This is a genomic window from Cellulophaga sp. Hel_I_12 (assembly GCF_000799565.1).
Taxonomy (GTDB): Bacteria; Bacteroidota; Bacteroidia; order Flavobacteriales; family Flavobacteriaceae; genus Cellulophaga.
The window spans coordinates 2,293,429-2,306,638 of sequence record NZ_JUHB01000001.1; the positions used below are offsets into that span (position 1 = coordinate 2,293,429).

The 13,210-nt window shown below is 35.6% G+C and carries 13 protein-coding genes and 1 tRNA gene; 6 read left to right on the forward strand and 8 right to left on the reverse strand.

Annotation, left to right across the window (positions count from 1 at the left end):
* Positions 1-176: 176 nt before the first annotated feature.
* Both GQ45_RS10060 and GQ45_RS10065 read right to left on the reverse strand, forming a co-directional pair.
* Positions 177-250: transfer RNA gene (locus GQ45_RS10060), tRNA-Ala, on the reverse strand.
* A 49-nt stretch (positions 251-299) separates the two neighbouring features.
* Positions 300-1,097: a universal stress protein gene (locus tag GQ45_RS10065; RefSeq protein ID WP_047417459.1), complete on the reverse strand. Its 798-nt coding sequence runs from the start codon at positions 1,095-1,097 to the stop codon at positions 300-302.
* A gap of 46 nt (positions 1,098-1,143) precedes the next feature.
* Between GQ45_RS10065 and GQ45_RS10070 the strand changes: the two genes are divergently transcribed.
* The 5 genes from GQ45_RS10070 (at position 1,144) to GQ45_RS10090 (ending at position 5,588) form a co-directional block, all read left to right on the forward strand.
* Positions 1,144-1,644: a GNAT family N-acetyltransferase gene (locus GQ45_RS10070; protein ID WP_047417463.1), complete on the forward strand. Its 501-nt coding sequence runs from the start codon at positions 1,144-1,146 to the stop codon at positions 1,642-1,644.
* Between the two features lie 9 nt (positions 1,645-1,653).
* Positions 1,654-2,979, forward strand: a complete 1,326-nt coding sequence (locus tag GQ45_RS10075) for an MATE family efflux transporter (protein WP_047417465.1) — start codon at positions 1,654-1,656, stop codon at positions 2,977-2,979.
* Positions 2,980-3,056: 77 nt separating this feature from the next.
* Positions 3,057-3,824, forward strand: coding sequence for an enoyl-CoA hydratase/isomerase family protein (locus GQ45_RS10080; protein ID WP_047417468.1), 768 nt, complete (start codon positions 3,057-3,059; stop codon positions 3,822-3,824).
* Between the two features lie 444 nt (positions 3,825-4,268).
* Complete coding sequence (locus tag GQ45_RS10085) at positions 4,269-4,718, forward strand: 6-carboxytetrahydropterin synthase (protein ID WP_047417469.1); 450 nt, start codon at positions 4,269-4,271, stop codon at positions 4,716-4,718.
* An 87-nt stretch (positions 4,719-4,805) separates the two neighbouring features.
* On the forward strand, positions 4,806-5,588 hold the full coding sequence (locus GQ45_RS10090; RefSeq protein WP_047420279.1) for a UDP-2,3-diacylglucosamine diphosphatase: 783 nt from the start codon (positions 4,806-4,808) through the stop codon (positions 5,586-5,588).
* On the opposite strand, the gene GQ45_RS10095 is transcribed toward GQ45_RS10090, so the two are convergent.
* The 4 genes from GQ45_RS10095 to GQ45_RS10110 form a co-directional block, all read right to left on the reverse strand.
* Positions 5,589-6,851: an MFS transporter gene (locus GQ45_RS10095; protein WP_047417472.1), complete on the reverse strand. Its 1,263-nt coding sequence runs from the start codon at positions 6,849-6,851 to the stop codon at positions 5,589-5,591.
* Positions 6,852-7,059: 208 nt separating this feature from the next.
* On the reverse strand, positions 7,060-8,538 hold the full coding sequence (locus tag GQ45_RS10100) for a potassium/proton antiporter (protein WP_047417475.1): 1,479 nt from the start codon (positions 8,536-8,538) through the stop codon (positions 7,060-7,062).
* 99 nt (positions 8,539-8,637) lie between these two features.
* Complete coding sequence (recJ, locus tag GQ45_RS10105; protein ID WP_047417477.1) at positions 8,638-10,329, reverse strand: single-stranded-DNA-specific exonuclease RecJ; 1,692 nt, start codon at positions 10,327-10,329, stop codon at positions 8,638-8,640.
* Positions 10,330-10,558: 229 nt separating this feature from the next.
* On the reverse strand, positions 10,559-10,990 hold the full coding sequence (locus GQ45_RS10110) for an OsmC family protein (RefSeq protein ID WP_047417480.1): 432 nt from the start codon (positions 10,988-10,990) through the stop codon (positions 10,559-10,561).
* A gap of 57 nt (positions 10,991-11,047) precedes the next feature.
* Between GQ45_RS10110 and GQ45_RS10115 the strand changes: the two genes are divergently transcribed.
* On the forward strand, positions 11,048-11,650 hold the full coding sequence (locus GQ45_RS10115; protein WP_047420280.1) for a carboxymuconolactone decarboxylase family protein: 603 nt from the start codon (positions 11,048-11,050) through the stop codon (positions 11,648-11,650).
* 15 nt (positions 11,651-11,665) lie between these two features.
* Here GQ45_RS10115 and GQ45_RS10120 read toward each other — a convergent pair whose 3' ends face one another.
* Together GQ45_RS10120 and GQ45_RS10125 are read right to left on the reverse strand one after the other, a co-directional pair.
* A complete protein-coding gene (locus tag GQ45_RS10120; RefSeq protein WP_047417482.1) occupies positions 11,666-12,796 on the reverse strand; it encodes a DUF819 family protein in 1,131 nt (376 codons plus the stop codon).
* Positions 12,797-12,833: 37 nt separating this feature from the next.
* On the reverse strand, positions 12,834-13,178 hold the full coding sequence (locus GQ45_RS10125; RefSeq protein ID WP_047417486.1) for a HopJ type III effector protein: 345 nt from the start codon (positions 13,176-13,178) through the stop codon (positions 12,834-12,836).
* Positions 13,179-13,210: the final 32 nt, after the last annotated feature.

The window sequence follows — 13,210 nt, forward strand, 5'->3', positions numbered from 1 at the left end:
GTAGAAGCTTGAAACGTTGGTATAGGAAACAGAAAAAATGCTACTTTTTAGAGAGAAGAAGTACTAATTGAATCAAATAAAACCAAACCTAATTTAAGTTATATTTTGCGTGCAAATTGCGTGCAAATAAAAAAAGCTTCAAAAGTCAATAACTCTTGAAGCCTTGTATTTACTAGTGGAGAATACCGGAGTCGAACCGGTGACCTCTTGCCTGCCAGGCAAGCGCTCTAGCCAGCTGAGCTAATCCCCCTAAAAACTTTTCAAAGAAAGTGTATTTTTACTAGCTAGTAAAATTTTTATCAATCTTTCTTGACATTTAATACTAACACGGGAACTGCCGAATAAAATTCTGATTTTGAAATGGTATTTTTTTCCCAAAGCTTTTTAAAGAAGCCTCTTTTTCTTCTAAAAACACATAACAAATCAGGATGTTGCGCTTGAAAATGCTCTAAAACTCCTAAATACGTCGTGGCATTTTGAGTAAGGGTTAAATGCTCACTAATGTCCATTAATGCGGTATTTATTTTCAAATCATCATCCGTGTAGCCTGGTGTTTTAACCAATAACAAATTAACTTTTGAACTAAATTTTTTCTTAATTATTACCAGCGGATCTAATATTCTTTTTCTTTTTAAAACGCCTGATTTAAAGGCTGTTAAAATAGTTTTATAAGGCGTAAAAATAGTTCCTTTAGGTACTATTAAGCTTGGAATATTCGTTTGTTTAATGATTTTGCCTGAAGTATTTCCTAAATACAAGGATTCATTTATGTCGTTACTTTTGGGCGACAAGATAATTAAGTCTATCCCTAACTCTTTATTGATATCTTTTAATCCGCTAATGATATCTCCATTATACGTCGCGATTTTTATGGTTAAGTTTTTTGCATCAACCTTAGTGATAATTTCTTTTAATCGTTCTATACTGCTTTCAGTTACTTTTTCTGCTACATTTCCAAGACTACCTGTTTTAGCAGAAACATTAAAAACTTCCATCACATAAAGTGCTGCTGAAAAATGCGATGCAAAATCTACTGCGTATTGTAATGTTTCATGAGAATCTGGAGAAGTACCTATAGGAACCAATATGTTTTTCATAACGAGATTTTATGATTTAAAGATTAAATTTACACTAAAAAATTAAATGATTCGAGCTGCAAAGATATCAGAAATTACCGATATTCTTACTATTACCAAAGCCTGTGCTAAAAAAATGGCAAATGCAGGTATTTACCAATGGAACGAACAATACCCTTCAAAAATTGTATTTGAAAAAGATATAGAACGAAAAGAGTTATTTGTGTTTGAAAAAAGCTCAAAAATTATAGGTGTTATTGTTATTTCTACATTTATGGATGAAGAATATAAAGCTATAAAATGGTTGTCTTCCCAAGGAAAGGCTATTTATATTCATCGGCTTGCCATACACCCCGATTTTCAGTCCCAAGGATATGCTCAGCAATTAATGAATTTTGCAGAAAATTATGCCCGAGAAAACAGTTTTACTTCAGTACGATTAGATACTTTTAGTGAAAATATTAAAAATCAACAATTTTATAATCATAGAGGCTATCAAAAATTAGAAGCTATTTATTTTCCTCGCCAAAGTGACTCTCCTTTTTATTGTTATGAATTATTAGTTTAAATTGTCCGTTTGAAGAATTCTATCACATTTAAAAGCATCAATAAATTAGCTATTCCCGCTACTATTGCAGGCATTGCAGAACCTTTACTTTCCTTAACCGATACAGCGATTGTTGGTAATATCGAAATTGATGGCATCGAATCTCTTGCTGCTGCAGGTATTGTTGGGTCATTTTTATCCATGTTAATATGGGTGTTGGGGCAAACGCGGAGTGCTATTTCAACTATCATTTCACAGTATTTAGGTGCTGGCAACATTAATGAAGTAAAGTCATTACCCGCACAAGCCATTTTTTTAAACATCAGTTTAAGTATCGTTATTTTATTATCCACCATATTTATCGTAGATGATATTTTTCGACTTTTAAATGCTTCAGGTAAAATTTTAGAGTATTGTATCGCCTACTATTCTATTCGGGTTTGGGGTTTCCCCTTAACGCTTTTTACATTCGCCGTCATGGGGATTTTTAGAGGCTTACAAAACACCTACTACCCCATGCTTATTGCCATTACTGGTGCTATTTTGAATGTTGTTTTAGATTTTATATTTGTTTTCGGCGTTGACGGTTTTATAGACCCAATGAATCTGGAGGGGGCGGCATGGGCAAGTTTAATTGCGCAAGCGGTTATGGCCATTATGGCCTTTATACTGTTGTTAACCAAGACTTCTATTCCTTTACAATTAAAATTCCCCTTGCATCCAGAATTAAAACGACTTGTTTTTATGAGTCTTAATTTATTTGTCCGTGCCATTGCCTTAAATACGGCTTTAATTTTAGCCGTTAGAGAAGCCACTGCTTTAGGGGATCACTATATTGGTGCTCACACGATTGCTATAAATTTATGGCTTTTTTCTGCCTTTTTTATTGATGGCTATTCCGCAGCTGGGAATAGTATGAGCGGTCGGCTCTTGGGTGCAAAGGACTATAAAGGGCTGCATCTTTTAACCAAAAAAATATTGACGTATGGCCTACTCGTCAGTTTTGTTTTAATGCTTGTTGGATTTCTGTTTTACAAGCCTATTGGTCATATTTTCTCGAATGATATCCCCGTTTTGACCGCCTTTTATAGTATCTTTTTTATCGTAATCATTGGCCTGCCTATAAATGCAGTTGCCTTTATTTATGACGGTATTTTTAAAGGTTTAGGAGAGATGAAATATTTAAGAAACACCCTTCTTTGGGCAACCTTTTTAGGTTTTATACCTACCTTGTTTATAGCGCTACATTTTGGATTAGAACTACTTGGTATTTGGATGGCATTTACCGTTTGGATGCTCATTCGCGGCGGTTCATTAGTACTAGAATTTAGAAGAAAATTTAAGCCTATGATGTAGGCATCGTACATAAAAAATGGCCTGTTTAAAGGTCTTTTATGGCTTAAAAAATGTACTTTTGATGCAAATAAAAGAGCATGACCACATCAAGAGAAAATGGGAGTCTTTATACCCAAATTAATCAAAAAATAGCGACCATAGAATTTGGTCATCCTGCTAGTAACTCCTTTGTTATTGAATTATTAGATCGATTGGCCGCTGAATTTGAACTGCTTTCTGAAAATGATGCAGTGAATGTCATTATTTTAAAATCGGAAGGTCATAAGGCCTTTTGTGCGGGTGCCTCTTTTGATGAATTAGTTGCGGTTTCGACCTTAGAGGAAGGTAAAATATTCTTTAATGGATTTGCAAAGGTTATAAATGCCATGCGAAACTGTAAAAAAGTCATCATCGGTCGTGTTCAAGGAAAAGCCGTAGGCGGCGGTGTTGGGTTAATTTCTGCTTGTGATTATGCTTTTGCCACAGAGAGTGCTTCTATTCGTTTGTCCGAATTAACTATTGGTATTGCCCCTTTTGTGATTGCACCTGCTGTTCAGCGGAAAATAGGCACTGCTGGTTTGGCTGAGTTATCCCTGAGTCCTACAGAGTGGAAAACGGCCTATTGGGCAAAAGAAAAAGGACTTTATGCTAAGGTTTTTGAAGGATTGAGTGACTTAGATAAGGATTTAGAATTTTTTGCTTCGAACCTAGCCAACTACAATCCACAGGCACTCACTGAGTGGAAAAAAATACTTTGGGAAAATACGGAACACTGGGCAACATTATTGCCAGAAAGAGCTGCCATTACTGGAAAATTAGCCTTGTCTGAATTCACTAAAAATGCCTTGGAAAAATTTAAAAAGTAATATCTTCAGGAGATTTTCGTTATTTTAATTCAATAGTTCTTTTATGAAAATTTTACACTTTTTAAACAGTAGCACTTTTTTTGCGATAGCCTTGCTTGCCGTTGGCATGGTTTACTTTATAAACCGCTTTAGAAATCAGAAGAAGTACAGAAGAAAATAATTCTTAGGCCTGCTATTGGCTTATAACTGTCCAGCTACGATTTGAGAGTAAACGTACAGGGTATCTGGCATCGAAAGAAATGAAAAAGAAGTAAAAACCATTGCATTTTGGGGTTTGTACAGCGGTAATGCCTTGATTGAAATTGCTGTACCATTCTTTAACATCTAAGAAAGTTATTTACGCTATGCGCTTTATTGCGTTTTCTGCTCTTAAACTAAGGCAAAAATGATACTTTTGTACTTGAAAGGTTATAACGCCGATTGGTGTTTTTTAAGTCTGTAGGTATGAGTAATATTAGAATTACGAAGCAATTTAATTTTGAAACTGGTCATGCTCTTTATGGCTACGATGGTAAATGCAGAAATGTACACGGCCACAGTTACAAACTTTCGGTAACAGTTATTGGTAAGCCAATAATAGATACAAAGCATGTAAAATTAGGAATGGTGATTGATTTTAGCGATCTAAAAAAAATTGTCAAGGAAGAAATTGTTGATCAGTTTGATCACGCTACGGTATTTAATAAAAATACCCCTCATATTGAACTCGCTCAAGAATTAACCGATCGCGGTCATGAAGTTATTTTAGCCAATTACCAGCCCACTAGTGAAAATATGGTCATTGATTTCGCCGCTCGAATTAAAGCGCGTTTACCTAAAAATATTGAATTACATTCCTTAAAACTGCAAGAAACTGAAACTTCTTTTGCGGAATGGTATGCGAGTGATAATTAAAAGCCCTCCTAACCTCGATACTTCGACTAACTTCGGCCGCGCTCAGCACAAGCGGGGAATTATTATCTTTACGTTCAAATGATGACGATTAACATTCCTCAAGGTAAAAAAGTGTATTTCTCCAGTGATAACCACTTGGGAGCACCTACTATGGAACAAAGCTACCCCCGCGAAAAGAAATTTATAGCTTGGTTAGATGAAGTTAAAGTAGATGCTGCTGCTATTTTTTTATTAGGTGATTTGTTCGATTTTTGGATAGAATATAAAACGGTAGTTCCCAAAGGTTTTACTAGAACTTTAGGGAAATTAGCAGAAATAGCCGATTCAGGCATTCCCATTTATTTTTTTGTTGGCAATCATGATCTTTGGATGAATGGTTATTTTGAAGAAGAATTGGGCATTCCTGTTTTTCACGAACCTCAGCAATTTAAATTTATTGGAAGCTCTGAGCGGAGTAACCGTGAAAAAACTTTTTTTATAGGCCACGGTGATGGCTTAGGCCCCAATGACAAGGGTTATAAACGTATGAAGAAGGTATTTGTACATCCCCTTTCTAAATGGCTTTTTCGATGGTTACATCCTGATGTAGGCGTTCGCTTAGGGCAATATTTATCGGTAAAAAACAAATTAATTTCTGGCGATGAGGACGCTAAATTTTTAGGCGAACAAAACGAGTGGCTCGTACACTATGCCAAACGAAAGCTAGAAACTAAACACTATGATTATTTTGTTTTCGGTCACAGGCATTTACCCCTTGAAATTGCTTTAAACGAAACGGCAACCTATATCAACTTAGGGGATTGGATTGGGTATTATACCTATGGCGTTTTTGATGGGGAAAAGCTGCATTTGGTAGCGTATAAGGGCTAATTACGCCCCTTCTCTTTCATGTTCCTCTACATCTCTTTGTAGGTCTAATTTTCTAAAGGTTGGAGACACAAATGCCGTTGTTCCTACCGTTAAAATAGTCATCACACCACCGAAAACTACAGCCGTTACCGTTCCCATTACTTTCGCAGTTAGGCCACTTTCAAAAGCACCTAATTCATTAGAAGACCCTACAAAAATAGAATTTACAGAGGCCACACGACCACGCATATGATCTGGTGTTTTTAATTGTAAAATAGTTTGGCGCACGATCATAGAAATACCATCTAAAGCACCACTTACAAACAAAGCAGCAACGGATAACCAAAAATAGGTAGACAAACCAAAAACAATCATACACACCCCAAAACCGAAGATAGCCCACAACAATTTTTTACCTGCGTTTTTGTGGAGTGGGAAACGTGTTGAAGCCAACATCATAATCGCTGCGCCTACAGCTGGTGCTGCTCTTAGTATCCCAAAACCTTCAGCACCGACATGTAAAATGTCTTGTGCGAAAATAGGCAATAAGGCCACTGCACCCCCAAACAAAACCGCCACCATGTCTAAGGTTAAGGCACCAAAAACAGCTTTAGTACTGAATACAAATTTTAATCCTTCTTTTAAACTTTGTAGCACAGGTTCTCCAATTTTTGGATTTAAAATGGGTTTTCTTTCTATTCTGAAAAGTGTAAGTAATGCAACTATAGAAAACCCAACAATGACGCACATAGACCAATGCACTCCTATGAAACTAATAGAAAATCCTGCTAAAGCGGGTCCTAAAACAGATGCAAATTGCCAAGTAGAACTGCTCCAAGTAGCTGCATTTGGGTATATTTTTTTGGGTACAATTAAAGCCACTAAAGAGAAAATTGTGGGGCCAATAAATGACCGAACAATACCGCCTAAAAAAACTAAAAAGTAGATCGCATATAAGATTGTTCTAGTTTCTAAATCTACAACTAGGGAGGGTATTGTTATGACAAACAATCCAATACTAATGACCGAAAATCCTAAAATACATTTGATTAAAAGACTTCGCTTTTCTTTTTGATCTACAATATGACCCGCAAATAAAGCCATACCAACCGCCGGAATTACCTCCATTAAGCCAATAATACCCAAAGAAAGTGGGTCTTTAGTTAGCGAATATACTTGCCATTCAATGACAATAAATTGCATTGACCAGGCAAATACCATGGCAAACCTTACCACTAAAAATATATTGAATTCTTTATACCGTAATGCCGCGTAAGGATCCATAAAACTTTGTCAAAAAATAATTTTCAAAGGTAAGTAACAGGTGTTTCACTTGTATGGCATTTTGGGTAAAATATTGAATCGACTAATTTCGAATTTTAATTAACAAGATTTATCAATAGCCTTTGTAAATAAAAGACCTGCAAGGGCTATTGGCTATGATATATGGCTAAATTTAAAAGTAATAGCTTTAAAACTAGGTCATCAAGATTTAAATTAGTTGATCAACTGATTTGTAAAGACAATCCCTTACCTCTAAAAAATCTTCTTCATTATCTGCAATAGTCATCAGAATATCATTACTTTTTAATACTGTTGAACCTCCCGGACGAATATATTCTTTACCTCTTTTTATCATGACAATAAAAGCTGATTTTGGAAAATTCAAATCCACAATTCTCTTGTTTGATGCTTGTGAATTTGGTAATATTTCAAATTCTTGTAAAGATGATTTAGGAAGTTCTAAGGTTAATTGATCTAATTCAGTTAATTTCTTTTTATCCTCAGGTAAGCCCACATTCAACCATTTTGCGATAATCGACAGGGTTGTTCCTTGGAAAAGTACGGAGGTCACTGAGATAAAAAATACAATATTAAAAATCATATTCGCCTTTTCGATTCCTGCTAATAGCGGGTATGTAGCAAATACTATGGGAACAGCACCACGCAAACCAACCCAAGATATATAAAACTTCCTTCTTAGTTTCATTTTAAAAAATAGCAAACTTAGAAAAACACCTATAGGCCTAGCGACAATAATAAGGAAGGTTGAAATGAGAATTCCAACACCTATATATGGAACAATTTGAGAAGGAAAAACAAGCAAGCCTAGGGTAAGGAATAAAACAATTTGCATTAACCAAGCCAAACCATCAAACACTTTTAAGATGGTTACTTTGTGAATCAAATTTTGATTGCCTAAATACACCGCACAAATGTAAATAGCAAGAAACCCATTACCACCAACAAAATCAGTAGCAGAAAATGTAATGAACATTAATGCGATAGCCAATACTGGATAAAGACCTTCAAAATCGAGCTTTAGTTTGTTTATGATTAACTTACTAAGCATTCCAAAACCAAAACCTGCAATACCGCCCAAGATCATTTGTTGAAGAAATAAAGGTACTATGGATGCGAAACTTTGATCTTGATGAACTACCAAGGTCAAAAAAGCAATAGTTAATACATAAGCCATGGGATCGTTACTTCCACTTTCTAACTCTAAAGTAGGTCTAAGGTTAGCCTTTAGGGCAAGACTTTTTGATCGAAGAATTGAAAATACTGCGGCTGCATCTGTAGAAGAAACAATAGATCCTAGTAAAAGACCCTCATAAATTGTAAAGTCGGTAATAAGCCACACAAAAACACCAACCGATAATGCTGTAAATAGAACGCCTAAAGTTGATAGTGCAATACCTTCTTTCAGCACAGGTTTAATAGAAGACCAATTGGTGTCAAGACCCCCTGAAAACAAAATAAAATTAAGCGCAACAATCCCAATAAATTGTGCAAGTTTTGGATCGTTGAAATTAATACCTCCAATACCGTCAGAACCTGCCAACATCCCAATTGCCAAAAACAGCAGTAAAATTGGTACTCCAAATTTATGTGAAGTTTTACTTGCTATTATACTTGCAAGAAGCAATAAAGATCCTATTAATAGAATGTTTTCAATCGTTAAATTCATTTACTTATGTCTAAAATTGTATCTATTCAAAGTTCTAATGTATTCTAAGCTCAAAGAACGCAACGTGTTCTTTATTTGTCCCGTCATTTAATAGGAAACTTACTGCCTGATATCCTTAAGCTTCAATTGTAAACTGATATTTCCTTTCCATTCGTTTTCATCAATGCAAAAAACAGCACTAAAGGGTTTTTGGCTGGTGATATGGGGTAGTTTATCACCTAAATTAAAACCAATGGCATTGATGGGGCCATAATCGTTTTGAGAAACAGCACATTTTAAATGTTTTTCTTCTAGTCCTACTCCTTTGGCATAGCCCGAATCTTTGATATTTTCTGCCATAAAAACAGGCGACATATTCCCCGGCCCAAAAGGTGCAAATTGGTTGATAATACGCATTAATTTGGGGTTGATGTCTTTCAGCTCAATAAGGGTATCCACCAAAATTTCAGGAATGAGCAAATTCGGGTCAATGGTTTCCGAAACTACTTTCTCGAACTGCTTTTTAAAATCTGCATATTGCGACTCCAAAAGTGTGAGTCCGGCTGCATACTTATGTCCGCCAAATTGCTCTATATAATCCGCACAGCCTTCTAAAGCATTGTACACATCAAAACCTTTTACAGAGCGTGCCGAAGCAGCTAATTTATCTCCACTTTTGGTGAAAACAAGGGTTGGTCGGTAATAAGTTTCGGTTAAGCGTGAAGCTACTATGCCGATAACACCTTTGTGCCAGGTATCTTTATACACTACAGATGTAAAGCCTTTTTCTTCGTTATGGGCTGTAATCTGAGTTAAAGCTTCCTGCGTAATTTCTTGATCTAAACCGCGCCGATCCAAATTAAATTTCTCAATTTCTGAGGCCAATTTTTTGGCTTTTTCTGGGTCTGTTTGTGTTAACAGATTTACAGCATATTGGCCATGTTCCATTCTCCCTGCGGCATTTATTCTAGGAGCGATGATAAAAACTACATCGGTAATGGTGAGTACCGTTTTCTTTATTTCATTGATAATCGCCTTAAAACCTGCCCTTGGATTGCTGTTTATCACTTTTAAGCCATGGTAGGCTAACACTCTATTTTCTCCGGTTATGGGCACAATATCAGCACCGATAGCCGTTGCCACCAAGTCTAAATACGGAATTAAATCAGTAATGGTATCTCCGTTTCTAGAGCCTAAAGCTTGAATTAATTTAAAACCTACACCGCAACCGCACAATTCATCATAAGGATAGGTACAATCGCTCCTTTTTGGATCTAAAACAGCCACGGCATTGGGTAAAGAATCCCCAGGACGGTGGTGATCACAAATAATAAAGTCAATATTTTTTTCTTTGGCATAGGCTACCTTTTCAATGGCCTTTACACCGCAATCAAGGGCAATGATTAATGAAAAATTATTGTCTTCAGCAAAATCTATACCTTGGTACGATACCCCGTAGCCTTCTGAATATCGGTCTGGTATATAGGTCGCTACGTTAGGGTAAAAAGTCAATAAATACGAAGAAACCAAGGCTACAGCCGTTGTGCCATCCACATCATAATCACCAAAAACTAAGATATTTTCTCCTGCAGCGATCGCGTTTTCAATGCGAGCCACAGCGATATCCATGTCTTTCATCAAAAAAGGATCATGCAAATGACCTAGTTCAGGTCTGAAAAATAGTTTTGCTTCTTCAAAAGTAGTAATTCCTCGTTGTACTAATAATTGCGCTATCAATGAATCAACACCCAAAGCTATCTCAAGGATTTTGACTTTTTCTTCTTCAGGTTTTGCCTTTATGGTCCAGCGCATTTAGTTGATATCTAATTTAATAGATTAAAATTGAATTTGTCAGTTCGAGTGATTTTCGGAACGCAGTGGAGAAAATTTTATCGAGAACCCTTTTTATTTGCCAGGGTTCTCGATAAAATTTCTTTTTCGCTATCACTTCAAAGAAATCACTCGAACTGACATATGTGATTTTTTGAACTTGAACTCCTTCATTTTCTTAACTAACGTGTGAACTTGAACTTGAAATTCATTAATTTTTATGATGAAAAAATGTCTTGATATCAAGCTCGGCAAACTGGCGAAACATTTCCATAACACCACAATATTTTTCAATAGATAAGTCAACCGCTCTTTGTAGTTTGTCTTCCTTTAAATTTGTGCCATGAAAGTGGTATTCAACGGCCACTTTATCGTAAAATTTTGGATGTTCATCTGTTAAGTTTGCTATCGTTTCAATATGAAATTCATCGACATCTAACTTCATTTTTTTGATTAACGCAGCCACGTCTAGGCCTGAGCACCCTGCCAGTGAAGAAAGCATTAAGGCCTTAGGTCTAAAACCTTGTCCGTCACCACCATCTTCTTTCGCGATGTCTATTTTTAAACTATGCCCTGAAGGGTTGTTGCTTTCAAAGGTCATGTTCCCCAACCATTTGGTTGAAATATGATTTGTTGTACTCATAATTTTTCGTTTCTTGTAAAGGATTTCAATTCTCAAAAATACAAAACTAAAAGCATTATGCCTCTTGTACAACCACTTGATTCTAACCATGATTCTGAAACAAAAGAACTTGCTGAATTTTTTAATGAAACATTAGGGTTTTGCCCTAATTCGGTCTTAACAATGCAACACAGACCCGCGATTTCAAAAGCATTTATCAATTTGAATAAAGCGGTAATGACGAATGAAGGTCGTGTTACTTCTGCTTTAAAACGAATGATTGCTTGGGTAAGCAGTAATGCCACTGGTTGCCGTTATTGCCAAGCACATGCAATTCGTGCAGCAGAACGCTACGGTGCAGCACAAGAACAACTAGATCATATTTGGGAATATAGAACTCACCCTGCCTTTTCTGAAGCTGAACGTGCCGCATTAGATTTTTCATTGCAAGCATCACAAGTACCAAATAGTGTAGATGCTGAAATTAAAGAACGTTTGTACAAATATTGGGATGAAGGTGAAATTGTAGAAATGTTAGGCGTTATTTCTTTATTTGGGTATTTAAACCGATGGAATGATTCTATGGGAACTTCTATTGAAGATGGTGCTGTAGAAAGTGGTGACCAATATTTAGGAAAACATGGCTGGGAGAAAGGGAAGCATGATGGCTCAAGGTATTAGTTACTTTGTTGATCATCAAATTAAAAAAGTTTTCAATAAATAAATGGTTAGTATTCCCCAAAACGTACCTGTTGCCATACTTAAAATGGCCAATACAATAGCGTGTGGCATCCATTTTTTCTCGTAAGCAGCTGTTACTGCTGGTGCGGTAGCAATACCACCAACATTGGCCATACTAGCAATAGGCACCCAAGCCATATTTATGTTTAAAAATTTGGCTAATAAAACCATAAAAATAAAATGACCAACCAACCAAATAGCTAAAAATCCTAAGAAATAAAAGTTAAAACCTAAAGTCGCAAATTGTAGTTTCAAGCCTAAAACCGCCATCACAACTATAATAAGAATGGCACCGAATTTTAAAGCAAATTTAAAATTCCATGGCTTTATAAAATTACTTAACAAAAGACCTAATATAGAAAGCATCACAATTTTAACCACAAAACTTTCAATTAAAAAATTTGAGAGAAAAACAGTCGCTAATAAAATGGTAAAACCTAAAAGAGGTTTTATTTTTTTGCCTTTTTCCTCACGAATATCCTCGGGCATTAAAAGGTTGGTGATTTTAAACTTTTTATTCAAAAAATTGCTTTTTTTAATGGTTTGAAACATTAAAATAGTCCAAATATTGACCAAAATATTATCCATCACTAGAACAGATAAAAAAATGTTTTCGGGGCATTCTACCAATTCTTTTAAAACTAATTGACTTGTACTTCCGCCAATCCAGCTCCCTACAATAGGCGGAATTCCTTTCCAATATTCTTGATGCACTAAGGTTTCTGAAACTAAATCAGAGGATAAAAAAAAGATGGCGAGTACAACGGGGAAAATTGCAATAAACATAGAGCCACCTGCAAAAAGCACAATAGGTTTCCAGCCAATAGCTTTTAACTGAGATAGTGACAAACTGCTCATGACCGCAATAATAGCTAAAGGAATAAAGTAGTCTTTAGAGAAATTATGAATACTTGCCTGTGAATAATCTACTTGTAACACTAAAGAAATGATGGCAGGAATTATATAGGCCAGTAAAATTGCTGGAACCCAATCAAACAAAGACTTGATATGCTTATTTTCCCATCGATCTAAATAATAAACTACAATGACCGTAAAAACAGCGATACCCCAAGGTGCTAACTCCATAGGTTCAATGTAAGCTTTTTTCTTTTAGCTTTTATACTTATTTTTCAATAAGTACTTCTGAATCAAAGGTCAATTGGTCAAAACCAGTTTTTATAAAATTTCTAATGTTTTGGTGGTCTGTACCCTTTGGATTATTTACAACAGCATCAAAATAATACTGCCCAAAACAGGCTAGAGTTTCTTCTTTAGAAAAACCTTGTTTTTGAGCAAAGGAAAATAATTTACAAGAACCTGAATTTTCTCCTGAGGCATTATGGAGTGTTCCGTTTGAAAAAGCTGTTGGTGTAAACTCATAGTTGGCTTCAATAACCGCCATAGTATCCAAGAATTCTACTTTTTCAGGTGTTTGCTGTAGTTTGTTTTTAAAATCCTGTAATGTCATTAGTATTGGGTATATGTATGTTTTTTAAAATT

What these genes read in the sequence shown, in the direction of transcription:
- GQ45_RS10065 (WP_047417459.1), bottom strand. Translation starts at nt 1,097, where the DNA reads ATGAAAAACATATTGGTTCCTATAGGTACTTCTCCAGATTCTCATGAA.
- GQ45_RS10070 (WP_047417463.1), top strand. Translation starts at nt 1,144, where the DNA reads ATGATTCGAGCTGCAAAGATATCAGAAATTACCGATATTCTTACTATT.
- GQ45_RS10080 (WP_047417468.1), top strand. Translation starts at nt 3,057, where the DNA reads ATGACCACATCAAGAGAAAATGGGAGTCTTTATACCCAAATTAATCAA.
- GQ45_RS10085 (WP_047417469.1), top strand. Translation starts at nt 4,269, where the DNA reads ATGAGTAATATTAGAATTACGAAGCAATTTAATTTTGAAACTGGTCAT.
- GQ45_RS10095 (WP_047417472.1), bottom strand. Translation starts at nt 6,851, where the DNA reads ATGGATCCTTACGCGGCATTACGGTATAAAGAATTCAATATATTTTTA.
- GQ45_RS10100 (WP_047417475.1), bottom strand. Translation starts at nt 8,538, where the DNA reads ATGAATTTAACGATTGAAAACATTCTATTAATAGGATCTTTATTGCTT.
- recJ (WP_047417477.1), bottom strand. Translation starts at nt 10,329, where the DNA reads ATGCGCTGGACCATAAAGGCAAAACCTGAAGAAGAAAAAGTCAAAATC.
- GQ45_RS10110 (WP_047417480.1), bottom strand. Translation starts at nt 10,990, where the DNA reads ATGAGTACAACAAATCATATTTCAACCAAATGGTTGGGGAACATGACC.
- GQ45_RS10115 (WP_047420280.1), top strand. Translation starts at nt 11,048, where the DNA reads ATGCCTCTTGTACAACCACTTGATTCTAACCATGATTCTGAAACAAAA.
- GQ45_RS10120 (WP_047417482.1), bottom strand. Translation starts at nt 12,796, where the DNA reads ATGGAGTTAGCACCTTGGGGTATCGCTGTTTTTACGGTCATTGTAGTT.
- GQ45_RS10125 (WP_047417486.1), bottom strand. Translation starts at nt 13,178, where the DNA reads ATGACATTACAGGATTTTAAAAACAAACTACAGCAAACACCTGAAAAA.